Source organism: Pseudomonas frederiksbergensis (assembly GCF_001874645.1).
Taxonomy (GTDB): Bacteria; Pseudomonadota; Gammaproteobacteria; order Pseudomonadales; family Pseudomonadaceae; genus Aquipseudomonas; species Aquipseudomonas frederiksbergensis_B.
On the sequence record NZ_CP017886.1, the window covers coordinates 2937179 to 2963056 of the forward strand.

Annotated in this window: 19 protein-coding genes; 12 read left to right on the forward strand and 7 right to left on the reverse strand. The window is 58.4% G+C overall.

The features are described from left to right. Positions 1-4: 4 nt before the first annotated feature. From atpA to glmS, 7 genes are all read left to right on the forward strand, one after another. Positions 5-1549, forward strand: a complete 1545-nt coding sequence (gene atpA, locus BLL42_RS14160; protein ID WP_071552657.1) for a F0F1 ATP synthase subunit alpha — start codon at positions 5-7, stop codon at positions 1547-1549. 50 nt (positions 1550-1599) lie between these two features. After that, a complete protein-coding gene (gene atpG / locus BLL42_RS14165) occupies positions 1600-2460 on the forward strand; it encodes a F0F1 ATP synthase subunit gamma (protein ID WP_054048164.1) in 861 nt (286 codons plus the stop codon). Between the two features lie 27 nt (positions 2461-2487). Then, positions 2488-3867: a F0F1 ATP synthase subunit beta gene (gene atpD / locus BLL42_RS14170; RefSeq protein ID WP_042556890.1), complete on the forward strand. Its 1380-nt coding sequence runs from the start codon at positions 2488-2490 to the stop codon at positions 3865-3867. A 44-nt stretch (positions 3868-3911) separates the two neighbouring features. Continuing rightward, on the forward strand, positions 3912-4337 hold the full coding sequence (locus BLL42_RS14175) for a F0F1 ATP synthase subunit epsilon (protein ID WP_071552658.1): 426 nt from the start codon (positions 3912-3914) through the stop codon (positions 4335-4337). A gap of 116 nt (positions 4338-4453) precedes the next feature. Beyond that, entirely contained in the window at positions 4454-5821 is a 1368-nt protein-coding gene (gene glmU / locus BLL42_RS14180) for a bifunctional UDP-N-acetylglucosamine diphosphorylase/glucosamine-1-phosphate N-acetyltransferase GlmU (protein WP_071552659.1), read from the forward strand. A 206-nt stretch (positions 5822-6027) separates the two neighbouring features. Beyond that, positions 6028-6804 (forward strand): DeoR/GlpR family DNA-binding transcription regulator, encoded by a 777-nt coding sequence (locus BLL42_RS14185; RefSeq protein WP_071552660.1) that lies wholly within the window; start codon positions 6028-6030, stop codon positions 6802-6804. Position 6805: 1 nt separating this feature from the next. Continuing rightward, entirely contained in the window at positions 6806-8638 is a 1833-nt protein-coding gene (gene glmS / locus BLL42_RS14190; protein WP_071552661.1) for a glutamine--fructose-6-phosphate transaminase (isomerizing), read from the forward strand. Between the two features lie 201 nt (positions 8639-8839). On the opposite strand, the gene BLL42_RS14195 is transcribed toward glmS, so the two are convergent. Beyond that, the gene (locus BLL42_RS14195; protein ID WP_071552662.1) at positions 8840-10480 is read right to left on the reverse strand and encodes an Nramp family divalent metal transporter; all 1641 of its coding nucleotides are present in this window, start codon (positions 10478-10480) and stop codon (positions 8840-8842) included. Between the two features lie 1319 nt (positions 10481-11799). Between BLL42_RS14195 and BLL42_RS14200 the strand changes: the two genes are divergently transcribed. From BLL42_RS14200 to BLL42_RS14220, 5 genes are all read left to right on the forward strand, one after another. Continuing rightward, the gene (locus tag BLL42_RS14200; RefSeq protein WP_071552663.1) at positions 11800-13542 is read left to right on the forward strand and encodes an ABC transporter permease; all 1743 of its coding nucleotides are present in this window, start codon (positions 11800-11802) and stop codon (positions 13540-13542) included. A 14-nt stretch (positions 13543-13556) separates the two neighbouring features. Continuing rightward, positions 13557-14879, forward strand: coding sequence for an ABC transporter ATP-binding protein (locus BLL42_RS14205; RefSeq protein ID WP_071552664.1), 1323 nt, complete (start codon positions 13557-13559; stop codon positions 14877-14879). A gap of 43 nt (positions 14880-14922) precedes the next feature. Beyond that, positions 14923-15825 (forward strand): LysR family transcriptional regulator, encoded by a 903-nt coding sequence (locus BLL42_RS14210; protein ID WP_071552665.1) that lies wholly within the window; start codon positions 14923-14925, stop codon positions 15823-15825. Between the two features lie 129 nt (positions 15826-15954). Next, positions 15955-16578 carry a glutathione S-transferase family protein gene (locus BLL42_RS14215; protein WP_071552666.1) on the forward strand — a complete coding sequence of 208 codons (624 nt, stop codon included), beginning with the start codon at positions 15955-15957 and terminating at the stop codon, positions 16576-16578. A 63-nt stretch (positions 16579-16641) separates the two neighbouring features. Then, positions 16642-18672 (forward strand): 2Fe-2S iron-sulfur cluster-binding protein, encoded by a 2031-nt coding sequence (locus BLL42_RS14220; protein WP_071552667.1) that lies wholly within the window; start codon positions 16642-16644, stop codon positions 18670-18672. Between the two features lie 82 nt (positions 18673-18754). Here BLL42_RS14220 and BLL42_RS14225 read toward each other — a convergent pair whose 3' ends face one another. Genes BLL42_RS14225 through BLL42_RS14250 form a run of 6 tightly spaced genes read right to left on the reverse strand, consistent with a single transcriptional unit; the run spans position 18755 to position 25878 of the window. Further along, on the reverse strand, positions 18755-19885 hold the full coding sequence (locus BLL42_RS14225) for a glycosyltransferase family 4 protein (protein WP_071552668.1): 1131 nt from the start codon (positions 19883-19885) through the stop codon (positions 18755-18757). Further along, positions 19886-21016 (reverse strand): glycosyltransferase family 4 protein, encoded by a 1131-nt coding sequence (locus BLL42_RS14230; RefSeq protein WP_071552669.1) that lies wholly within the window; start codon positions 21014-21016, stop codon positions 19886-19888. Then, positions 21000-22376, reverse strand: coding sequence for a glycosyltransferase family 4 protein (locus BLL42_RS14235; RefSeq protein ID WP_071552670.1), 1377 nt, complete (start codon positions 22374-22376; stop codon positions 21000-21002). The genes BLL42_RS14230 and BLL42_RS14235 overlap by 17 nt, the downstream gene beginning before the upstream one ends. After that, the gene (locus BLL42_RS14240; protein ID WP_071552671.1) at positions 22373-23638 is read right to left on the reverse strand and encodes an ABC transporter ATP-binding protein; all 1266 of its coding nucleotides are present in this window, start codon (positions 23636-23638) and stop codon (positions 22373-22375) included. Before BLL42_RS14240 ends, BLL42_RS14235 begins: the two co-directional genes overlap by 4 nt. Then, positions 23638-24435, reverse strand: a complete 798-nt coding sequence (locus BLL42_RS14245) for an ABC transporter permease (RefSeq protein ID WP_071552672.1) — start codon at positions 24433-24435, stop codon at positions 23638-23640. The genes BLL42_RS14240 and BLL42_RS14245 overlap by 1 nt, the downstream gene beginning before the upstream one ends. After that, positions 24436-25878 carry a mannose-1-phosphate guanylyltransferase/mannose-6-phosphate isomerase gene (locus BLL42_RS14250; protein ID WP_071552673.1) on the reverse strand — a complete coding sequence of 481 codons (1443 nt, stop codon included), beginning with the start codon at positions 25876-25878 and terminating at the stop codon, positions 24436-24438.

Here is a 25878-nt window from a genome sequence, read left to right on the forward strand (position 1 = left end):
AGCAATGCAGCAACTCAATCCTTCCGAAATAAGTGAAATTATCAAGGGCCGCATCGACAAGCTCGATGTGACCTCCCAAGCCCGTAACGAAGGCACTGTCGTCAGCGTATCTGACGGCATCGTGCGGATTCACGGTCTGGCCGACGTTATGTACGGCGAGATGATCGAGTTTCCGGGCGGCGTCTTCGGTATGGCCCTCAACCTGGAGCAAGACTCCGTAGGTGCCGTTGTATTGGGCGCTTACCAGTCTCTGGCTGAAGGCATGAGCGCCAAGTGCACCGGCCGCATCCTTGAAGTTCCGGTTGGTAAGGAACTGCTGGGTCGTGTAGTCGACGCACTGGGTAACCCAGTTGACGGCAAAGGTCCGCTGAACAACACCGAGACCGACGCGGTCGAGAAAGTTGCTCCAGGCGTGATCTGGCGTAAGTCGGTAGACCAGCCTGTACAGACTGGCTACAAGGCTGTCGATGCCATGATTCCTGTCGGCCGTGGCCAGCGTGAGCTGATCATCGGTGACCGTCAGATCGGTAAAACCGCTCTGGCGATCGACGCGATCATCAACCAGAAAGACAGCGGCATTTTCTGCGTCTACGTAGCGATCGGTCAGAAGCAATCGACCATCGCCAACGTGGTTCGCAAGCTGGAAGAAAACGGCGCCCTGGCCAACACGATCATCGTGGCTGCCAGTGCTTCGGAATCTCCTGCGCTGCAGTTCCTGGCACCGTACTCCGGTTGCACCATGGGCGAATACTTCCGCGACCGCGGTGAAGACGCGCTGATCGTTTATGACGATCTGTCCAAGCAAGCAGTGGCTTATCGCCAGATTTCCCTGCTGCTGCGCCGTCCACCAGGCCGTGAAGCTTACCCAGGCGACGTGTTCTATCTCCACTCCCGTCTGCTGGAGCGCGCGTCCCGCGTTTCGGAAGAATACGTAGAGAAGTTCACCAACGGCGCAGTGACCGGCAAAACCGGTTCCCTGACCGCACTGCCGATCATCGAAACCCAGGCTGGCGACGTTTCCGCGTTCGTTCCGACCAACGTGATTTCCATCACCGACGGTCAGATCTTCCTGGAATCGGCCATGTTCAACTCCGGGATCCGTCCTGCTGTGAACGCCGGTGTTTCGGTATCCCGTGTGGGTGGTGCCGCTCAGACCAAGATCATCAAGAAGCTCTCCGGTGGTATCCGTACCGCTCTGGCTCAGTACCGTGAACTGGCGGCATTCGCCCAGTTCGCTTCTGACCTGGACGAAGCGACCCGTAAGCAACTTGAGCATGGTCAGCGCGTTACCGAGCTGATGAAGCAGAAGCAATACGCACCAATGTCGATCGCTGACATGGCGCTGTCGCTGTATGCCGCTGAGCGTGGGTTCCTGACTGACGTTGAAATCGCCAAGATCGGCAGCTTCGAACAAGCGCTGATTGCTTTCTTCAACCGCGATCACGCCGATTTGATGGCGAAGATCAACGTGAAGGGTGACTTCAATGACGAAATCGACGCTGGCATGAAAGCCGGTATCGAGAAGTTCAAGGCCACCCAAACCTGGTAAGCCGCAGCGGGAGCCGCAAGGCTCCCGCTTGCTAACCTGATAGGTGTTACATGGCAGGCGCAAAAGAGATTCGCAGTAAGATTGCGAGCATCAAAAGCACGCAAAAGATTACCAGCGCCATGGAAAAAGTGGCGGTCAGTAAAATGCGCAAGGCACAAATGCGCATGGCTGCTAGCCGTCCTTATGCGGAGCGCATCCGCCAGGTTATTGGTCATTTGGCCAACGCTAACCCGGAATATCGCCACCCATTCATGATCGACCGTGAAATCAAGCGTGTGGGTTATGTCGTGGTGAGCAGTGACCGTGGTCTGTGTGGTGGCTTGAACACCAACCTGTTCAAGGCCTTGGTCAAGGACATGGCGAAAAACCGTGAAAACGGCGTCGAGATCGATCTGTGTGTTGTTGGTAGCAAGGGTGCGGCTTTCTTCCGCAACTTCGGCGGTAACGTCGTTGCAGCTATCAGCCACCTGGGTGAAGAGCCGTCGATCAATGATCTGATTGGCAGCGTCAAGGTGATGCTGGATGCCTACCTGGACGGCCGTATTGACCGCCTGTCCGTGGTGTCCAACAAGTTCATCAACACCATGACGCAACAGCCTACCGTGGAGCAGTTGATTCCACTGGTGGCAACCCCGGATCAGGAACTCAAGCATCACTGGGACTATCTCTACGAACCGGATGCCAAAGAGCTGCTTGATGGCTTGATGGTCCGTTACGTTGAGTCGCAGGTCTACCAGGCGGTGGTCGAGAACAACGCAGCTGAACAAGCGGCGCGGATGATCGCGATGAAGAACGCTACCGACAACGCCGGTGATTTGATCAGCGATTTGCAGCTGATCTACAACAAGGCGCGTCAGGCTGCGATCACCCAAGAGATCTCGGAAATCGTCGGCGGCGCTGCCGCGGTTTAACGGTTCAAATATTCAGAGGATCCAGCTATGAGTAGCGGACGTATCGTTCAAATCATCGGCGCCGTTATCGACGTGGAATTTCCACGCGACAGCGTACCGAGCATCTACAACGCTTTGAAAGTACAAAGCGATGCCGGCACCACTCTGGAAGTTCAGCAGCAGCTGGGCGACGGCGTGGTTCGTACCATTGCGATGGGTTCCACCGAGGGCTTGAAGCGCGGTCTGGAAGTTACCGATTCCGGCGCAGCCATCTCCGTACCGGTCGGTAAAGCGACCCTGGGCCGGATCATGGACGTCCTCGGCAACCCGATCGACGAAGCTGGCCCGATCGACACCGAAGAGCGCTGGGGCATTCACCGCCCGGCACCTTCGTTCGCTGAACAGGCAGGCGGCAACGACCTGCTGGAAACCGGCATCAAGGTTATCGACCTGGTTTGCCCGTTTGCCAAAGGCGGTAAAGTCGGTCTGTTCGGTGGTGCCGGTGTAGGCAAAACCGTAAACATGATGGAACTGATCCGTAACATCGCCATCGAGCACAGCGGTTATTCCGTGTTCGCCGGTGTGGGTGAGCGTACTCGTGAGGGTAACGACTTCTACCACGAGATGAAGGATTCCAACGTTCTGGACAAAGTGGCACTGGTTTACGGTCAGATGAACGAGCCGCCGGGTAACCGTCTGCGCGTAGCACTGACCGGCCTGACCATGGCCGAAAAGTTCCGTGACGAAGGTAACGACGTTCTGCTGTTCGTCGACAACATCTATCGTTACACCCTGGCCGGTACTGAAGTATCCGCACTGCTGGGCCGTATGCCTTCGGCAGTAGGTTACCAGCCGACCCTGGCTGAAGAGATGGGCGTTCTGCAAGAACGTATCACTTCGACCAAGGAAGGTTCGATCACTTCGATCCAAGCGGTATACGTACCTGCGGATGACTTGACCGACCCGTCGCCAGCGACCACCTTCGCCCACTTGGACGCCACCGTCGTTCTGTCCCGTGACATCGCTTCCCTGGGTATCTACCCAGCGGTCGATCCACTGGATTCGACTTCGCGCCAGCTGGACCCGAACGTGATCGGCCAGGACCACTACGACACCGCTCGCGGCGTTCAGTATGTTCTGCAGCGTTACAAAGAACTGAAGGACATCATTGCGATCCTGGGTATGGACGAGCTGTCGGAAGCCGACAAGCAGTTGGTAAACCGTGCTCGTAAGATCCAGCGCTTCTTGTCGCAGCCGTTCTTCGTGGCTGAAGTCTTCACCGGTGCATCGGGTAAATACGTTTCCCTGAAGGACACCATTGCTGGCTTCAAAGGCATCCTCAACGGTGACTACGACCACCTGCCAGAACAAGCGTTCTACATGGTCGGCGGCATCGAAGAAGCGATCGAGAAAGCCAAGAAACTGTAATCCCGGCGCCCGGCAACGGGCGCTAATCAGGTTGAGGCAAGCAGATGGCTATGACAGTCCATTGCGACATCGTCAGTGCGGAAGGAGAAATCTTTTCCGGTCTGGTCGAGATGGTGATTGCGCACGGCAGCCTGGGTGATCTTGGTATCGCTCTGGGTCACGCTCCGCTGATCACTGAACTCAAGCCAGGTCCGATCCGCCTGATAAAACAGGGTGGGGAAGCCGAGGTGTTTTACATCTCCGGTGGTTACCTCGAGGTTCAGCCGAACATGGTCAAGGTTCTTGCCGACACCGTGCAACGTGCTGCCGACCTGGACGAAGCCTCCGCTCAGCAAGCCGTTCAGGCTGCCGAGAAGGCCTTGCATGAAAGAGGCGCCGAGTTCGACTACGGTTCCGCTGCTGCACGTTTGGCAGAGGCGACAGCTCAGCTGCGCACCGTCCAGCAAATCCGCAAAAAGTTCGGCGGCTAACCAGCCATCCGCTTTTTGTGTGATTGATTAAAAAGGGTAGCCTCGGCTACCCTTTTTCTTTTTTTGTAATTCACTTCTTGGTCGCAGCCGCTGACCCCCAGGATTGGTAGCCAGTCATGTCACTTGAAATCGTTATTCTTGCTGCCGGTCAAGGCACTCGCATGCGTTCAGCTCTGCCGAAGGTTCTTCACCCGGTGGCGGGGAACTCCATGCTTGGCCATGTTATCCACAGCGCCCGCCAACTTGATCCACAGCGCATTCATGTGGTGATCGGCCATGGCGCCGACGCGGTACGCGAGCGTCTGGCAGCAGATGACTTGAACTTCGTGTTGCAGGACAAACAACTCGGCACCGGTCACGCAGTGGCCCAGGCTGTGCCGTTCATTACCGCCGATACCGTGTTGATTCTTTACGGTGATGTGCCGCTGATTGAAGTTCCGACCCTGCAACGCTTGCTCAAGCTTGTAGCGCCGCTGCAAATGGGACTGTTGACCGTCGAGCTCGATGACCCGACGGGTTATGGTCGTATCGTGCGCAACGCTGACGGTCGGGTGACCGCTATCGTCGAGCACAAAGATGCCAGCGAAGCCGAGCGTGCGATCACTGAAGGCAACACCGGCATTCTTGCGGTGCCGGCCAATCGTCTGGGTGACTGGATGAGCCGGCTCTCCAACAACAACGCTCAGGGCGAGTACTACCTGACCGACGTAATTGCCATGGCAGTCAGCGACGGTCTGGTAGTAGACACCGAGCAACCTCACGACGCGATGGAAGTGCAGGGTGCCAATGACCGCGTACAGCTCGCAGAGCTTGAGCGTCACTATCAGTTGCGCGAAGGCCGTCGACTGATGGCCCAGGGCGTGACGTTGCGCGATCCGGCACGTTTTGATGTACGCGGTGAAGTGACTGTCGGCCGTGATGTGCTGATCGACATCAACGTGATTCTCGAAGGTCGTGTGGTCATCGAAGACGACGTGGTCATTGGTCCGAACTGCGTGATCAAGGACAGCACCTTGCGCAAAGGTGTGGTGATCAAGGCCAACAGCCACATCGAAGGCGCGGTACTGGGTGAGGGCAGCGATGCCGGTCCATTCGCGCGTCTGCGTCCGGGCACTGTGCTGGAAGCCCGCGCCCATGTGGGTAACTTTGTCGAGCTGAAGAATGCCCATCTCGGTGAAGGTGCCAAGGCCGGCCATCTGAGCTATCTGGGCGACGCCGAGATCGGTGCTCGCACCAACATCGGCGCCGGCACCATCACTTGCAACTATGATGGCGTCAATAAGTGGAAAACTGTCCTGGGTGAAGACGTATTCATTGGCTCCAACAACTCGTTGGTGGCGCCTGTGGATATCTTGGACGGTGCGACTACTGCGGCGGGTTCGACGATTACCTCGAATGTGGATAAATCCCAGTTGGCCGTTGGTCGGGCTCGACAGAAGAACATCGATGGCTGGAAGCGCCCGGTGAAAGTCCACAAAAGCTGAGTTATCCACAGATCGCAAGATCAAAAGATCGCAGCCTTCGGCAGCTCCTACGGAATAGGTGTACTCGATCGTCGTAGGAGCTGCCGCAGGCTGCGATCGTTTCCATGAGTTACCCACAGAGGTTTTTTTTGTGCGCCGGCTTGACGAAGTTTCGCTGATAGGTTTTGATTGCTTCCGTTATCTTTCGAATCGAAATTTGCCAGCTCATGTCAAAGCGCAATACACCACAACGTCGCCATAATATCCTTGCCTTGCTGACTGAGCAGGGCGAAGTCAGTGTGGATGAATTGGCCAAGCGCTTTGAAACCTCGGAAGTTACAATTCGCAAAGATTTGGCGGCGCTTGAAAGCAATGGCTTGTTGCTACGCCGTTACGGCGGCGCGATCACCATGCCGCACGAGTTGGTCAGTGATCCGAGCCAAGCTGTCTCCCAATACAAGCAATCGATTGCTCGAGCTGCGGTAACGCGGATTCGTGAACACGCGAGAATTATCATCGACAGCGGCAGCACGACCGCCGCGATGATTCCGCAACTTGGGCAACAGCCGGGTCTGGTCGTCATGACCAATTCCTTGCACGTCGCCAATGTGTTGAGCGAGCTTGAACATGAACCGGTGCTATTGATGACCGGTGGAACCTGGGACCCGCATTCCGAGTCATTTCAGGGGCAGGTCGCCGAGCAGGTCCTGCGCTCTTACGATTTTGATCAGTTGTTCATCGGTGCCGACGGCATTGATCTGGTACGAGGTACCACGACGTTTAACGAATTGCTCGGTCTAAGCCGAGTGATGGCCGACGTGGCCCGTGAAGTGATCGTGATGGTCGAATCCGACAAGATCGGCCGCAAGATTCCAAACCTGGAACTGCCATGGAGCAGCATCCATACCCTTATTACCGATGATCGCCTGCCGCAAGAGGCTCGCGACCAGATTCAGGCCCGCGGCATTAACTTGATATGCGCGGCAGTCAGCCAGGAGAAATAGCATGTGTGGAATTGTCGGCGCAGTCGCGGAACGTAATATCACCGCCATTTTGCTCGAAGGTCTGAAGCGCCTCGAATACCGCGGCTACGACAGCGCAGGTGTGGCGGTTTACACCAACGGTGAAAAACTTGAGCGCATGCGTCGCCCGGGCAAGGTCAGCGAGTTGGAACAAGCGCTGGCCGCCGAGCCGTTGGCCGGCCGTCTGGGTATTGCCCACACCCGTTGGGCGACTCACGGTGCGCCATGCGAGCGTAACGCTCACCCACATTTCTCCGGCGATCTGGCGGTGGTGCACAACGGCATCATCGAAAACCATGAAGCCCTGCGTGAGCAGCTCAAGGCACTGGGTTACGTGTTCACCTCGGACACCGATACTGAAGTCATTGCCCACCTGCTGAACCACAAACTCAAGGACCTCCCTGACCTGACCGTTGCCCTCAAGGCCACCGTCAAGGAATTGCACGGTGCTTACGGCCTGGCCGTTATCAGCGCACAGCAACCGGATCGTTTGGTCGCGGCTCGTAGTGGCAGCCCGTTGGTGATCGGTCTGGGTCTGGGTGAGAATTTCCTGGCGTCCGACCAACTGGCGCTGCGTCAGGTCACTGACCGTTTCACGTACCTGGAAGAAGGCGACATCGCTGAGATCCGCCGTGACAGCGTGCAGATCTGGGATATCGATGGCAACGTTGTCGAGCGCGAAGCGGTGCAGTACCGCGATAACACCGAATCCGCCGAGAAGGGCGAGTTCCGTCACTACATGCTCAAGGAAATCCACGAGCAACCATCGGTCGTGCAACGCACGCTGGAAGGCCGCCTTGGCCCGAATCAGGTGTTGGTACAAGCGTTCGGCCCACAAGCCGCCGAGCTGTTCGCCAAGGTCCGCAACGTGCAGATCGTCGCCTGCGGCACCAGTTATCACGCCGGTATGGTTGCGCGTTACTGGCTGGAAGAACTGGCCGGGATCCCGTGTCAGGTCGAAGTCGCCAGCGAATTCCGCTATCGCAAAGTAGTCGTGCAACCCGATTCGCTGTTTGTCACGATCTCTCAGTCTGGCGAAACCGCTGACACTCTGGCCGCACTGCGCAACGCCAAAGAGCTGGGATTCCTCGCCAGCCTGGCCATCTGCAACGTTGGCATCAGCTCGCTGGTGCGTGAGTCTGACCTGACTTTGCTGACCCAGGCCGGTCGCGAAATCGGTGTGGCCTCGACTAAAGCGTTCACTACTCAGTTGGTGGGGCTGCTGCTGTTGACCCTGTCCCTGGGTCAGGTGCGGGGCACCCTGAACAAAGACGTGGAAGCAGAACTGGTCGAAGAACTGCGCCGCTTGCCGACTCGTCTTGGCGAAGCGCTGGCGATGGACAGCACCGTCGAAAAAATCTCCGAGCTGTTTGCCGACAAGCACCACACGCTGTTCCTCGGCCGTGGTGCGCAGTACCCGGTGGCGATGGAAGGCTCGCTCAAACTCAAGGAAATCTCCTACATCCACGCTGAAGCCTACCCAGCCGGCGAGCTCAAGCACGGCCCGTTGGCACTGGTCGACGACGACATGCCGGTGGTAACGGTGGCACCGAACAACGAACTGTTGGAGAAGTTGAAATCCAACCTGCAGGAAGTTCGTGCCCGTGGCGGCCAGCTGATTGTGTTTGCTGACGAAAAAGCCGGCATGAGCAATGGCGAAGGCACGCATGTGGTCAACATGCCGCACATCCACGACATCCTGTCGCCGATCCTCTACACCATTCCGCTGCAGTTGCTCTCGTACTACGTCGCCGTGCTCAAAGGCACCGACGTCGACCAGCCGCGCAACCTGGCGAAGTCGGTGACGGTGGAGTGAGTTATCCACAAGACTGAAACCTGAGTGGGTGCTTACCAACCGGTTTCGACGTTATGCAAAAACCCCCTGATTCAGGGGGTTTTTTATTATCTGGCCCTTTCATCACGAAGTGGCTGTGAGGACGTTTTCCAGGGAGGGGATAGGGGGCTGCCGTTAAAGGCGGGACGAAAGCGTGCGCGATTCGTCCGGCCGGTTAACAGATTATGCGAGCGCCAGTTGAATGACCTTGTAAATCACCATGCCCATCGCCACCACCAGGTAACCGCGCAACACCCCCATCCAGATGCGGTTACGTTGCGACAGGACCATCGGCTTCAGTTGTGCCAGTGGCGGCATCCGCCACGAGTACATCATTTGTTGGGTGAAGGTAACGGTGTTTTCAGGCAACAGCCCGTCGTCGACTTCTTTGCGGGCGTGCAGCACATTCACGGCAATGGCGATGACGAGCCCCACCAGGCCGCCACCGATGAGGATGTTGGTGATGGTTTCACCGGACATATCCGGGAAGGCCACCGCTGCTGTCAAGATGATCGACAGCAGTACGAGTACCGCGACAATGACCGCAGTAATGACGTTGGTGAAGCGCTTGTTTGCCCATGGGCCCAGCACTTCCTTGTCGTTGCACAGCAGCAACAGGAACACGGTGGCGCTCGGTAGCAGCACGCCAGCCAGTGTTTGCACCGCATTGGTCAGCAGGCCGAGCGGCACACCTGGAATCAACACCAGCGCCGCAGCCAGCGCTATCAGGCCGCAGTACATCAGGTAAAAGCCTTTGGCATCGCTTGGTTTACGGTGCAGCGAGTGTTTCAGGTTCAGTACATCGCCCAGTGCGTAGGCAGTCGACAGCGACACCGCCATTGCACCGATGATACTGGCGTCGATCAGCGCGATGGCAAACAGTACGCCCGGCAGGCGCCCGTGATATTTGGCGATGCCTGTGGCGATGGCGCCGGCATCGGTGAACTGGCCGAACTCCGGGTTACCGACAAAAACTTGCGCGGTGAAGGCAATCATGGCCACTGCACCAATCACCACCATCGCAATGCCCAGCCATAGATCCGCGCGTTCGTACTGGATGAAGCGCGGGGTGATGCGTTTGTCGATCAAGTAGCTTTGCTGGAAGAACAGCTGCCATGGTGCGACGGTGGTACCCACGATGCCGATGATCAGCAGCAACACTTCCGACAGCTTGCCGTCAGCAGGCAGTTGCGGGATGAAAAAGTCGTGAGCGACTTGCGCCATGGGTGGGTGGATCATCACGAAAATCGGTACCAGCAGCAGGCTACCCACGACCAGGATCAATGCGAAGCGTTCGAAGCGCCGGAAGTCGCCGGTAGAGGCTGCCAGCATGATGAACACTGCTGCCACGCACACCCCGGCCACCTTGGGCACACCGAGAAACTCCATTCCGAGGCTGATGCCGATGAACTCGGTGACGATGGTCAGCGCGTTGAGAATGAACAGGTCGATCGCACTGAATGCACCCCAGAACTTGCCGAAGCGTTCGATGATCAGCCGGGCGTGGCCGACACCCGTCACTGCACCCAGACGCAGCACCATTTCCTGATTGACGTACAGCACAGGGATCAACAGTGCCATTGTCCACAGCAGCATGGTCCCGTAGTTCTGGCCGGCCTGGCCGTAGGTGCTGAATGCGCCGGCGTCATTATCGCCGACCATTACGATCAACCCTGGGCCCAGGATGGCCATCAGTGTTTTGAAGCGTTGCCACCAACCCTTGCGCGGGGCGATGTCGTCATGACGGATGGTACCGAATGCTCCGCGGATGTCTCCGACGTGGGCGCTGTCAAGAACAGCAGTTTCAATCTTCATGTTGGACATAACAAAATCTCTCCAAAAGCGTAACGCTGGATGCCGCTTTCGATTCGCGCCGGACAGGTATGCAGGTGTTTTCCCTCTGCAAACCACAGCCTAAAGCTGGATCAGAGTGGAAAATCAGGCGTCCTGGCGCTCAGGGGCGCGAAATAAACGGGCACTAAACCGTCGACCAAAACTGGTCAGGGTCGTGAAGAGGTCACTCGGAGAGAAATGCGGGGGGAAGTGCAGGGAGGAGATCAGCCAGTGATGGCTGTACTGCTACCCGCTAGACGCCGCCATTTCAGTCAGAGTGACCGGACTACTACTACTGGGGTCCATAAGGGGTCTCTCCTTCATGATTTTCGTGGCGGCACAACTTCGAATATTGAGATGGCCTTTGATTACTTTCAGGTGGCATGACGCCCTCCTTTCCGTACCTGGCGGTACGAACACGTAAAAACAATCGCTACTGCACAGATGAAGGCAGGCGATGGGGTCGCAAACCTGTGACCGCAGCGAACGCAAGACGCACGCACGGATCAGAGAGCGCACAGAAAAATCTGCCCGCTCAGGTTTGATGTTTTAGTTACGCGAAGGAGTTTGATACTGATGCGCGCAACGTCCTGCACTCGGCAAGACGTTGGCTAAGGGGAACTAGCTGAGGTCGTGCCAAGCTTTTACGGAGAATTTCTCCGATTCACAACAATGACTGTCCAAAGAAAAATGACCTCAGATGTAACAAGTTGTAAATTCTGGCCGGCCGAGCAGGGAAAGTCAACACAGCTCATTCGCCCCCCCGCGCGCTACCTGCTGGGCGGGGGAGTCGAGATGCGGCAATGGGCATCGATTCCGTCAATGGGATGGTGGCCATTCACAAATACGTAAAAAATACGTCAAGTTTATGTTTCTGTAACAATTTGAAACGTACAATCCGCCCCGGAAATGCAGCGCGTCGGCATCGATTTCGATTACGTGTGCCGCAGGCAAAATCTGCGGCTGGATGACGTCGTGATTTTCCGTCCAAATGTCCTTTTCACTCCCGTTCAGGAGACTCCAGCCATGGATCCCGCCCATTCTCGGCGGGCCACCCATTGAGATGCCAAATGAGGCGCAGAGGGTAAATGGTGTGTTCAGATTCCCTGGATTTCTGAGCCACTGAACCATTTTCTGCATCGCCCCTATAGCGTTCGTTTGTGTGGCCTCCCTCCGTCGTTTTATTACCCCGCTAGAGTGTACTTAGCTGTGCTTCAACTGCTTGTTGAGCTGTTCTGTGCGCGGTCGCTCTAGAAACTGTTGATCGGTGGTCAACGATCACCTCCAGAACGCTACTGGAATCACTGAACATGAATAAGGTATTGCGTCATTACATACCGGCCACGGCACAACGGTTGCTTCCCAATCGCTGGGATCTGATCGCCATGCCGTTGGTGATTGGCTTCCTGCTGTTTTTCTCGATTGGCGCACACCAGACCTGGGCTCCAATCTCGACGTTGCAGACGCAGGTCATTTCGCTGGATCCGGCCGACTTGCCCGAATATGCGATCCGCACGACATTGCGCATGCTCGCCGCCATGGTCGCGTCACTGATCTTTACCCTGGTGTACGGGACATTGGCGGCCAAAAGCCGGCGGGCAGAGAAGCTGCTGGTGCCAGTACTGGATATCCTGCAATCGGTGCCGGTGCTGGGCTATATCTCGTTTACCGTGACATTTTTCCTGCTGCTGTTTCCAGGACGGGTGCTGGGCGCGGAGTGCGCGGCGATCTTTGCCATCTTCACCAGCCAGGCCTGGAACATGACGTTCAGCTTCTACCAGTCGCTGCGCACGGTGCCTCGAGATCTGGAGGAGGTGTCCAGCAACCTGCAGCTTTCCGGCTGGCAAAAGTTCTGGAAGCTCGATGTGCCGTTCGCCATTCCGGGCCTGGTCTGGAACATGATGATGAGCATGTCCGGTGGCTGGTTCTTCGTGGTGGCCTCGGAAGCGATCACCGTGGGTGACAAGACCATCACCTTGCCGGGGGTCGGTTCCTATCTGGCAACGGCCATCGAGCAACGCGACATGCACGCAGTGGGTTACGTCATTCTGGCGATGATTGTGGTCATCCTGATTTACGACCAATTCCTGTTCCGGCCGCTGGTAGCCTGGGCAGACAAGTTCCGGATGGAAGACACGGCTTCACAGGCCGGGGCCCCGGAGTCCTGGGTACTGAATCTGATCCAGCGTACCCGGGTCGTTCAGCGCCTGTTGCGGCCATTTCTGCGGGCCATCGTGCGTATTACCAATATGCGCCTGAGCCTGCCACGCTCCAAAGCGGTGGTGGTTCAGGCCAGTCCGACGGTTTCAAGGGCTATCGATTGGGTCTGGGCGGCGGCGATTGTGGCGATGACTCTTTACGCTCTGTATCACATTGTCATCTACGTCGGCAGCGAGGTGACGCTGGACGAACTCTGGCATGTGATCGGTCTGGGTGCCATTACCCTGCTGCGGGTGGCCTTGTTGATTCTGGTGGCCTCGCTGATCTGGGTACCGCTGGGCGTGCTGATCGGCTTGCGCCCGCATCTGGCGGAGAAAATCCAGCCGCTGGCCCAGTTCCTGGCGGCGTTCCCGGCGAACCTGCTGTTTCCGGTGTTTGTCATCGTGATTCTGCACTACCAGTTGAACCCGGACATTTGGCTGAGCCCGCTGATCGTGCTGGGTACCCAGTGGTACATCCTGTTCAACGTGATCGCTGGCGCCAGCGCCTTTCCCAACGATTTTCGCGAGGCCGCGGCCAACTTCCGCATTCGCGGCTGGCAGTGGTGGCGCAAGGTCATGCTGCCCGGCATTTTCCCGTATTACGTGACCGGTGCGATTACTGCCTCGGGCGGGGCGTGGAACGCCAGTATCGTGTCCGAATTCGTTTCCTGGGGACAGGACAAAGTGGTCGCTCACGGTTTGGGTGCGTACATCGCTCAGACCACCGCGGCTGGCGACTTTCCAAAAATCACCTTGGGCGTGGTGGTGATGTCGTTCTTTGTCGTGGCGTTCAACCGCTTGCTGTGGCGGCCGATGTACGCCATCGCTGAAAACAAACTCCGTCTGAATTAACAGGTGTCGATTTGATGAATAGCCAGACTGAAAAAACAGGCGCGCACTCCGAAATTTATGCACTCAAGAACGTCAGCCGCGGGTTCGGCAAGGGCAAGGACGAGTTGCAGGTGCTCAGCGATGTTGACCTGACCCTGCGCGAGGGCGAAATCGTTGGCATGCTGGGCCGCTCCGGGTCCGGCAAGTCGACGCTGCTGCGGATCATTGCCGGGCTTATCCTGCCCTCTTCAGGCGAGGTTCGCTATAACGGCTCGTTGTTGACCGGCCCTGCCGAAGGCGTGGCCATGGTCTTTCAGACCTTTGCCCTGTTTCCCTGGCTGACGGTTCTGGAAAACGTTGAGGCCGGTCTACAGGCGTTGCAGGTCGAACCCAAGGAAGCGCGCAAACGTGCGCTGGCCGCCATCGACCTGATCGGCCTCGACGGATTCGAAAACGCTTACCCTCGGGAATTGTCGGGCGGTATGCGCCAGCGGGTGGGCTTTGCCCGGGCGCTGGTGGTCAACCCGACCCTGCTGCTGATGGATGAGCCGTTCTCGGCGCTGGATGTACTGACGGCAGAAACCCTGAGAACCGATTTGCTGGACCTGTGGAGCGGCGGCCAGTTGCCGATCAAGTCCATCCTGATCGTGACCCACAACATCGAAGAGGCGGTGTTGATGTGCGACCGCGTGCTGGTGTTGTCGTCAAACCCCGGCCGGGTCGTAGCGCAAATCAATGTGCCGTTCCCCCAGCCGCGCAACCGTCTGGACCCGGCCTTTCGCAAAATGGTCGATGACATCTATGCACTGATGACCAACCGACGCAGTGCCGACGCCAAAACCGGCAAGGCCGAACTGCAATTGGGCAGCCCGTTGCCTGAGGTATCGACCAACCTTATGGCCGGTCTGATTTCGGCGCTGGCGGCCGAACCGTATTATGGGCAGGACAGTCTCTCCAATGTCGCCGAGCGTCTGCTGCTGGAGGTCGATGACCTGTTTCCCGTCGCGGAGATGCTCGAGCATCTGGGGTTTGCCGAGCTCAAGGGCGCCGACATCAAGTTGACCGACGCGGGCAAGCTGTTCGATGAGTACGGTACCCAGGAACGCAAAACCATTTTTGCCGACCATCTGCTCAGGTATGTGCCATTGGCCGCCCGTATTCGCCAGGTGTTGCAGGAAAGACGTGGTCACTGGGCGCCGCGTGTGCGTTTCGAGCAGGAATTGGGAGATTCGCTCAATGACACCGCGGTAGAAGAAACACTGGAGAACGTGATCAGTTGGGGCCGGTACGCCGAAATATTCTCCTATGACGACAACACCGAAACCTTCAGTCTGGAGGATGTCGAAGGCAGTCTGTAACCGGCTCATTCAAGGTTGGCCACGACGGTGCAACAGGTAGCTCATGGACAGACTCCAGGAAATGCAGGTATTCGTTGCCGTGGCGCAAGAGCAGGGCTTCTCTGCGGCGGCGCGGCGCCTGGGGTTGTCGGCGGCCAGCGTGACGCGGGCGGTGGCGGCGCTGGAGGTACGGATCGGCACTCAACTGCTGACACGGACCACGCGCAGTCTGCATTTGAGTGAGGCCGGTCAGCGTTACCTGGAAGACTGCCGACGCATTCTGGCGGACATTCAGGAAGCCGAGGCTTCGGCCGCGGGCAGTCACGCAGAGCCGCGTGGGCAGCTGACGATCACCGCACCGGTGCTGTTCGGTGAGTTGTTCGTGACGCCGGTGATGGTTGGCTACCTTGAGCAGTTTCCCGATATCAGTATCAACGCGTTGCTGGTCGACCGAGTGGTGAGCATGGTCGAGGAGGGCATCGACGTCGCCGTGCGCATCGGTGAGCTACCCGACAGCAACCAGCACGCCATTCTGGTGGGTGAGGTGCGGCGGGTTATCTGCGGGTCTCCTGATTATCTGAGGCGTCATGGCCGGCCTGTGCATCCCAATGATCTGGGCCGAGCGCGGATCGTCGCCACCTCGTCCATTGGGCAACAGCGAAACTGGCCCTTTACCGAGGCCGGTGAGGTGTTGAGCGTTCGCCCTGAACCGTGTCTGGTGGTGACGGCGAATCAGGCGGCAATCACGGCTGCAGCCCTGGGGCTTGGATTGACCCGGGTTCTTTCCTATCAGGTGGCCAGCAAGGTTGCTACCGGTGAGCTGGAAATCGTCCTGCAAGACTTCGAACTTCCACCGTTGCCCATCCATGTGGTGTATCAGGGCGGACGCAAGGCGCCGGTGCGGGTCCGCAGTTTTGTGGACTATGCGGTGAGCGCGTTACGGGAACATCCGGCGTTACGTACCTGAGGCGTTATTGCACGGGATGAAATGATGGATTGTCTTTTCTGGCTATTCTGTTGTTTGGGTGACGGATAGAAGATAGGGCCATCCAGCGCGGTTCTTTACCGAGCGGCGCAATCCACCCCGGAGTCGACCATGCACGCTATCAAACTCTACAACTTCCCACGTTCCGGCCACGCCCACCGCGTGGAGTTGATGCTGTCCTTGCTTGAGCTGCCAACGGAATTGATTTTTGTCGATCTGGCGAAAGGCGCGCATAAACAACCGGACTTTCTCGCACTCAACGCCTTCGGCCAAGTCCCGGTGATCGATGACCAAGGTGTAGTGCTGGCGGATTCCAACGCCATTCTGGTGTACCTGGCGCAGAAATACGGCAAGGGCCGCTGGCTGCCCGCCGACCCGGTCGGTACGGCCAGGGTTCAGCGCTGGTTATCGGTGGCGGCCGGGCCGATTGCCTTCGGTCCGGCCATTGCACGGCTGATCACGGTGTTCGGTGCGCCTTACAATGCCGAAGAAGTGATCGCTCGTTCCCACAATCTGCTCAAGGTGATTGATCAGGAACTGAGCAAATCTACCTACCTCGCCGGCAATGAGCCGACCATCGCCGATGTTGCTGCCTACAGCTACATCGCCCATGCGCCGGAAGGCAATGTGTCGCTGGCCGACTATGCGAACGTGCAGTCCTGGCTGGCGCGTGTCGAGGCCTTGCCCGGCTTCGTCGGCATGCCACGCACCGTGGCCGGTTTGCAAACTGCCTGAAGCGCTTACGGCCCGACGATGTGGGCCGTTCACACTGCGCCGGGTGCGCAGGGGAGAACTGCGATGGAGCTTTCACCTTGGCATGCGGGCGAGAAACAGTTGCAGGCTCATGCAGGGGTTGCCGAGCGTATGGAAGCGCACGGGCGCAAGGTGATCCGCAGTGAAATGCCGGATCAGCATCGGCAGTTCTATCGGCAGCTGCCGTTCATGCTGTTCGGTGCAGTGGACATCGACGGTAACCCCTGGGCGAGCATCCTCGAAGGTCAACCGGGCTTTGCCCATTCCCCTGAGCCTGCGCTTTTGCAACTGGATAGTTTGCCTGCTGTCGATGACCCGGCGCAATTGCAGGCTGGGGTGGCGATGGGTTTGCTGGGGATCGAGCTGCACACCCGGCGCCGTAACCGGATCAATGGCCGGGTCAGCACAATCGGTGCCCAAGGCCTGAGCGTCGTGGTTGAGCAGGCCTTTGGTAATTGCCCGCAGTACATTCAATTACGTCAGTTCAAATCGGTGCCGCTGGCGGATCCGTCGACCCGTATCGCACAGCGTCTGAATACCCTGGATGACGCAGCGAGGGCGATGATTTGTGGTGCAGACACCTTCTTTGTCGCCAGTTACGTGGATGTGGATAACTCAAGGGCTGTGGATGTTTCCCACCGCGGTGGTCAGGCGGGTTTCGTTCAAGTCGAGGGCGACTGCCTGACCATCCCTGATTTTGCCGGCAATCTGCACTTCAATACCTTGGGCAACCTGTTACTCAATCCGCGAGCCGGGTTGCTGTTTATCGATTTCACCTCGGGTGACCTGTTGCAGGTCAGCGGTCGCACGGAAATCATCCTCGATGGCCTGCAAGTCAAGGCCTTTCAAGGTGCCGAACGGTTGTGGAAGCTGCACGTGCAGCACGTCGTACGGCGGCCCGCAGCGTTGGCGTTGCGCTGGCGCTTCGACGGGGTTTCGCCCAACAGTTTGATGACCGGCACCTGGGAACAGGCTGCCGCCAGGTTGCAGGCAGCGGCATTGGGCGATCGTTGGCGGCCCTTGCGGGTCAGCCGAATCGAGCGGGAAAGCCAGAGCATTCGCTCGATCTATCTGGAACCGGCTGACGGCGCAGGGTTACCGCTGTTCCTGGCCGGGCAGCACTTGCCGGTGCGTTTCACGCTTGATGGCCAGGTGCATATCCGTACTTACAGTCTGTCGAGTGCGCCCTCCGATGAATTCTTCCGCATCAGCGTGAAGCGTGATGGATTGGTGTCTTCGCATCTGCATGAACACATTCGGGTCGGTGACCTGATTGAAGCACGCGCACCGCAAGGGCATTTCACGGTAGCCGCCAATGAGCCTCGGCCACTGGTGCTGTTGGCGGCCGGGGTCGGCATCACGCCGTTGTTGTCGATGCTGCGTGAAGTGGTTTACCAGGGCCAGCGCACCCGGCGTACCCGGCCGAGCTGGTTGATTCAGAGTTCGCGCAGCCTGGCCGATCAACCGTTTCGGGTTGAGCTTGATCGCTTGTTGGAGGGGGCGGATGGCGCTGTGCGGGTCGTTCGGCTGCTCAGCCAACCGGAAAGTCAGGCCCGGGAGGGCGAGGATTTTGACCTGACCGGGCGTATCGACCTGGCGCTGCTTAAAACCATCCTGTTGGTGGAAGACTACGATCAGGTGGCTTTTGTCTTGTGCGGCCCGAGCAGTTTCACTCAAGGGCTGTACGACGATTTACGTAGGCTGGACATCCGCGATGAGCGGATTCACGCCGAAACCTTTGGTCCTTCGACACTGCGTCGGCAGCCGGATCCAGAGGCGGTAGTCATCGAGCAGCCTCCAGCGGCCACCGCCTCGGTTGCGGTGGTGTTCCAGCGTTCGGCCATTGATGCACGCTGGCAGCCGGACAGCGGCAGTTTGCTGGAGTTGGCGGAAAGCCAGGGATTGCGGCCAGAGTTCAGCTGCCGCGGCGGATCCTGTGGCACCTGCAAGACTCGTTTGATCAGCGGTCAGGTGAATTATCCACAGCCTCCGGCGGAGTTACCCGGTGCCGGGGAAGTGCTGATTTGCTGTGCAGTTCCGGCTCAGGGCCAGACACCGCTGGTGCTCGACCTGTAATAAAAGATCGCAGCCTGCGGCAGCTCCTACAGAGGATCGGCGTACTTCGTAGGAGCTGCCGCAGGCTGCGATCTTTTGATCATCAAGCGTAGGACAGCGATTTCTCCTCCAGCAGCTCCCGATACAGCTCGGTCCATTTGCGACCCATTTCGTCAGCGGTAAACAGCTGCCGGTAACGAGCTTCAGCCTTCACGCCCATTTCCGCTGCGCGGACAGGGTTTTCCCAGAGTGCGCGCATGGCTTCGCGAAACGCCTGTGGATTACTCGGAGGCACCACCAGCCCGGTTTCTTCGTGAATATTGATATAACTGGTGCCGGTGCCGATTTCGCTGGAGATCATCGGTTTGCCATACATTGCCCCTTCGAGCAGGGAGATGCCAAACGCTTCCGAGCGCAGGTGTGACGGAAAGACAATCGCGTAGCTCAGTTGTAGCACCGCGGCTTTGTCTTCATCATCCAGGCGCCCGAGGAAATGCAGGTTGCGCAGACCCAGCGCGGCGGCTTGGGCGTGCAGCTCATTTTCCAGAGGCCCGGCGCCGACAATCACCACCGGGTAATCAATATCTTTGAGTGCATCGAGCAGGATGTGCAGACCCTTGTAGTAACGCATGACACCGACGAACAGAAAGAAACGTTCTCCCAGGCGTTGCCGCCAACAGGCCATGCGTTCGATGTCGGGTTTTGGATAAGCGGATTTGTTCAGGCCGTAGGGAATGACCCGGGTTTTGTCCGAGAATTTTTTCAGGACGTCACTGGTATGCAGGTAGTTTGGCGACGCCGCGACAATCCGGTCAGCGCTGGCAAGAAAGCGCGTCATCAACGGCCGGTAGAGTTTGAGCAGATGCTTTTGCCGGATGATGTCCGAGTGGTACGTCACTACGCTGGGTTTGTTCATGCCGCTGAGGAAATGCACCACATCCATGAACGGCCAGGGAAAGTGATAGTTGACCACGTCGGCTTCTGCGGCTAATTCCCGAAACTGCTTGAAGACGCTGTAGGACAAACCGGTAGATGCGAATTGCACATCGAGTTTGGCGCGATGGACCTCGTGCTGATAAAACCGGATGACCGCAGGCGTCGGGTTGGCGCTTAACGTCAGAACCTTGCTCTGAATGCCGTGCTGTGCGCCGCTTTCGCATAGTTCGAACATGACATGTTCGATACCGCCGACGGTTTCTGATAAATACGTTTTGTAAAAATGAAGAACACGCATTCAACCTCCCAAAGCCTGGCGGTAGGCGCGGACGGTCAGCTTCGCGCAGCGCTCCCAGGAAAAAAGCTTCGCCCGTTGCAATCCCGCTTCTCGGCATACTTGCCGATGCGCTTCATCGTCGGCCAAACGACTCATGGCTTCACACAACCCGTGCACATCATCCGGCTCAATGTAATTGCCCGCGGTGCCCGCAACTTCGGGCATGGACGAGTATCGGGTCAGTACTACGGGTGTGCCGCTGGACATGGCCTCCAGAACCGGCAGACCAAAACCTTCATAAACAGAGGGGAAAACCAGCGCCCGGGCCCCAGCTACCAGTTGTGCGACCTGCTCATCAGGCAGGTACCCCAGCAGGCGGACATGGCCGGCTGCCAGGGCCTTGTGCAGTTCATCATTGAGTTGGTCTCCCTTCCACCCGGCCATGCCGATGACCAGCAAAGGAAAACGCTGACGCAGTGCCTGCGGCAGTTGCGCGTGAGCACGCAATGCCAGCGACAGGTTCTTGCGCGGCTCCAGAGTCCCGACACACAGGAAGTACCGCTGTGGCTGCACACCGTGAGGTTGCAGCGTCTGCTGCAAGGACTCGTTCGAGCGTGGATGAAAACGTGTCGCGGCCCCCAGTGGCGCAACCACGAAACGCTCAGGCCCGAGGCCGAAGTAGCGCTGGGCCTCGTCGGCGACAAACTGCGAGTCGGTCAGGATCAGGCGTGCCTGTCGCACGCCTTTGCCCAGTCGACGTTCAATCTCCCGTAACCGCGCTGCCGGTTGGGTCGAAGGGTAGTGCAGATGGGTCAGGTCGTGCAGGGTGATGATGGTCGGGCCCTTGAATGCCAAGGGCCACAGACTCGGTTCGTGGTAGAGGTCGATGGCCGCCGAGTGTCCCCGGTCGAAGCGCCGTTGCTCCAGCCAGCGCCGTGCCTGGTAGGCACCGGGGATCTGCCGCAGCAACGGTGTCAGCCGTGAGTAGCCGGGCATTGCCGCCTGCGGTAGTGACGAACTCCAGCCCCAGCCGTGGAACAACGACAGTTCCAGGTCTGGCTCATGGGTCAGGGCGCTGACCAGTTCGGCCAGATAGTGGCCGATACCGGTTCGAGGTGCCTGCAGAATTCGTGCGTTAAGGGCAATCTGCATGCTGCCTCTCAACGGTGATCGGAGTCTTCTTCAGGTTGCGCAGGATTCGCTCGACCAATTGCGTACTGGCCTCGCGCCAACCAAGCCAGCGCCACTCGCTTACCTTGCGTGCGGCCGGAAAGGTCCCGGTGTTTTCCAGGTGGGTGACCAGATCGACCAGGCTTTGCGGGGACGCGAGGTCGAAATAGGCCATGAACTCACCGCCAATCTCGCGGAACACCGGAATGTCACTGCCCATCGCCGGCAAGCCGCGCTGCATCGCTTCCACCAGTGGCAGGCCGAAACCTTCGACGTACGAGGGGAACACCAGCGATGTGGCTTTGGAATACGCGTACTCCAGACTCTTGTCCGAGAGCGTGTTGAACATGAACAAACGCGCATTGAGCTCCGGATGTTCACGAATCCGCTCAATCAATGCATCGCACTTCCAGCCAATGCGTCCAGCGATACACAGACGTGCCCGCGACCCTTTGGCCCAGGCCAGTTCGAACGCATCGAGCAGATAGTCGTGGTTCTTGCGCGGCTCGATGGTGCTGACCATCAGGAACACCGGGTCCTTGCTCTTGAACATCTGCTGAAGGTCTGCGTCGACCTTCGACGCGTCATCGCACAAGTCCAGTTCACTGCCCAGGTGGAAGTAGTCGAACCAGCGATGTCGAACGTGCTCGGCCCCGACCCGGCGCAGCATTTCATCACAGACCTGATCGCGAATGGTCGCGGAAATGGCGATATAGCCATCCGCGGTGCGGGCGATCCAGTCGAACCAGTCATTGAACACCCTGACGAGCCCAGCGTCGCAATACTGCGGATGGGTCAGCGGAATCAGGTCGTAGATCACCGAAACGATACCCACGCCGTCACGCTTGAGCTGTTCGGCCAAGGGGAAAAAATCCGCATGCCAGGAGGAATCCAGCAGCACCAGTTGATCGCCCGGTTGGTGTTGCAGCGGCGTGCAACGGGTTGGGATTTCCTGGTTCCTCAGGCAGCGATCGAGAATCCGCAAGGGAATGCTCAAGCAGGCGAATGCAAAGAGTCGGCAACCGATGTACAGCACGCGACGGGCGAACAGCGATTGGCGGAACGGCCGGCGGCGTTCGAGGGTTCGCTGGCGCAGCCAGAAGTTGTTGGCGACTTGCTCAAGCCGTATACGCAGGCTCATCAGGTCCAGCTTCGGCGTCGGCAGGGGGGCCAGGCTTGTCACTCGATACAGTGTTCCGTTGAGCATCACCACCGGAATGCATTCCACCGACGGGTCTTTTTTGGGTAACTCGCGGATGACATTGCGCACCACGCGCTGAATCCCGGAATTGGTCTGGGGATGCTCGAATACATAGGTGCACTCGACCAGTAACCGCGTCATGGTGCTGTCTCCGGGGTGATGGGTTCTACCGGGGTGGCCGATGAGCGAGTAATGCTGGTCTGCGCCTCAAGCCATGAACAGCCGACGAAGTCTTCCTGACGGTTGTTGATGACATGGAACACCAGGCCGTAATCACGCCATTCGAAATTGCGGTCCAGGTGCGAGTCCAGGCGCGACAGGCTCAGGGCGACGGAATAGTTGCCCTTGCCCAGACGCATGGGAAAGGCAAAGCGGTAGGTCACCCGTTCTCCGGCGCTCAGGCCGGTCAACGCCTGTTCAAGCCGGTGGGTGTTGATGCCATACATCGCCTGGCCCAGGCGATCCTTGATCAGGAAACCCAGCACCAGTCGTTCGATGTCCTGGCGGATGTCAACCTGCACCTCCAGCACCATCGGCTGGCCGACTTCGGCCACTTCCACCGAGCGCTGGCGTTGATCCAGCAAACGCACGCTGTGGATGGTCGCTTCGCCGGTGCCGGAGATGGTTTGCACCTGGCCGTTGGCAAGCATTTCCTGGCGCACGATCTGGCCTTCGCGTTCGGCGAGCATGGCGTTGTAGTAGTCCATCACCTCTTCCGGCTTGCCGTGCAAGGCCATGCGGCCCTTTTCCAGGAGGATCGCGGTGTCGCAGATCGACTGAATCGCCGAGCGATCATGAGACACGATCAGCAAGGTAGTCCCGGCCCGACGGAAGCTGCGGATGCGTTCGAAGCTCTTGTGCTGGAAGTAGGCGTCACCCACTGACAGCGCTTCGTCGACGATCAGGATGTCTGGCCGCCGTGCCGTGGCGACACTGAAAGCCAGCCGCATCTGCATGCCACTGGAGTAGGTGCGTACCGGGTGGTCGATGGCTTCGCCAATCTCGGCAAAACCTTCGATTTCCGGCATCAGCGCTTCGATCTCTTCGACGTGCATCCCCAGCAACTGACCGGCCATGAAGGCGTTCTGGCGGCCGGTGAAATCGGGGTGAAAGCCCATGCCCAACTCAAGCAACGCGGCAACACGCCCTTGCAGCTGGATCTGCCCGCACGTGGGTTGAGTGGTGCCGGTGATCATCTTCAGCAAGGTACTTTTACCGGCGCCGTTGACCCCGACAATGCCGACCGCTTGACCTGGCTGGATTTCAAAATCGACACCTTGCAAAACCCAGTGCAAGTGATGGCGGGACCGGGAAAACGGCACCAGCCATTCGAACAGCCGGCTCCAGCGGTTTGGATACTGTTTATAGGCCTTGCCCAGGCCACTGACGCGTATATGTCCCATCAGAGCTCGTCCACCATTTCACCGACACGCTGGCGGAAAAGCCGCAGCCCCATCACGCAGAACAGCAGGCCAATCACCAACAGCGGTGTCAGCGAACTCCAGACCGGCCATTGGTTGTAGAGAAACAGATTCTGGTAGCTGTGCATCAAGGCGGTCATGGGGTTGAGCCCTAGCAACCGTTGAATGGGTTCGGGCAGGATCGACATCGGGTAGACGATCGGTGTCAGCCAGAACCAGAACTGCAGGCAAATCCCGAAGAACTGTCCGACATCGCGGAAAAACACGTTCAGCACCCCGAGAATCATCCCCAGCCCGGCGCAGAAGATCACCTGGAGTATCAGCAGCGGCACCAGTGCCAACAACGCCATGCCGGGCAAACGCCCACTGATCAGCAAAAAGCCCAGGAACAGGCCAAGGATGATCGCAAAGTTGATCCCCGCGTTGAGCAACACGATCACAGGCAGGCAGATCCGCGGGAAGCTGATTTTTTTCAGCAGATTGGCGTTTTCCAGGAACATGTTCTGGCTGCGCAGGGTGATCTCGGAGAACAGCCCCCAGGTCAGCAGACCGGCGCAGAGGTAAACGCTGTAGGCCAGCCCGTCATCCACGCCCGGTAACCGGGCGCGCATGATCTGGGAAAAAATTACCGTGTAGACGACGATCATCGACAGCGGGTTGAGTACGGTCCAGAGCGCACCGAACAGCGAATTGCGATACCGCGACTGGAACTCTCGCTTGACGCTACCGAGGATGAAGCCCCGGTAGCTCCACAGCGAGCGATACAAATTGAGCAACATTCAGACCGTCCTGCCGTACTGATCTTCGAAGCGGACGATATCGTCCTCTCCCAGATACTCACCGCTTTGAACTTCAATGATCACCAGGTCGATCACTCCCGGGTTTTCCAGACGATGCTTGTGCCCGGCGGCAATGAAGGTGGACTCGTTTTTGGCCACCAGATGCGACCCCGAACCGTTGTTGGTGACCTTGGCCATGCCTTCGACCACCACCCAGTGTTCGTTTCGGTGGTGATGCATCTGCAGCGACAGCTTGGCGCCGGGTTTGACCACGATGCGTTTGATCTTGAAGCGCGGGCCTTCCTCCAGCACGGTGTAAGTGCCCCACGGCCGGCTGACGGTGCGGTGCAGGCGATAGCTTTCGTGTTCTTTCTCTTTGAGCTGTTTGACCACCTTGCGCACGTCTTGCGCGCGGTCGGCATGGGCCACGAGCACGGCGTCGGCGGTGTCGATGACGATCAGGTTATCCACACCCACCGTCGCGATCATACGGCCATCGCTCTGGACGAAGTTGTTGTGGCTGTCGATGAACAGCGCATCGCCGCTGGCGCGATTGTTTTGCGCGTCGGCTGGAACCAGGGCACTGACGGCGCCCCATGAACCGATGTCGCTCCAGTCGAAACCGGCGGGCACTACCACCACCTTGTCGGAGTGCTCCATCAAGGCATAGTCGATAGAGATATCGGTCATCTCGGCGAAATGTGTCGCCGACAATTCCTGTTGCAGGCAGCCGCCGGTCTCGACCGTGGCACTGGCCGCCAGGCACGCGTCGGCCTGTTCGAGCAGTTGTGGGGCGTGGGTCTGCAACTCCGTCAGCAAGGTGCCGATCGAGAAGCAGAACATGCCTGAATTCCACAGGAAGTTGCCGCTTTCCAGATAGTGTGTGGCGGTTTGCAGGTCGGGTTTTTCGACGAAGCGTGCGACCTTGGCCGCCCCTTGCTCGCCCAGTGGCTCGCCACGTTCGATATAACCGAAGCCGGTCTCCGGCGCCGTCGGGATCACACCGAAGGTCACCAGATGCCCGGCCTCGGCCAGTTTCACGGCATGCCTGGCGGCGGTCTTGAAAGCCTCTTCGTTCTGGATCAGGTGGTCTGCCGGCATCACCACCAGAATCGCTTCGTTGCCATGCAATGCCTGCAGCGACAGGGCGGCGACGGCAATGGCCGGGGCGGTGTTGCGGCCTACCGGTTCCAGCACGAAGTGGCCGCGGTGATGACCCAGATGGGCGTCCTGATAGTGATCCTTGCTTTGAAAGTAGTAGTCGCGGTTGGTCACCGTGACGATATCACCGTGTGTGCCGAGCAACCCGGCCGCGCGCTGATAGGTCTTGCCCAGCAGCGTCTGGCCATCGGGCAAGGTCATGAACGGCTTGGGATGACCTTCACGCGAAACCGGCCACAGCCGGGTTCCGGCACCCCCTGAAAGAATCACGGGAATCAGCAT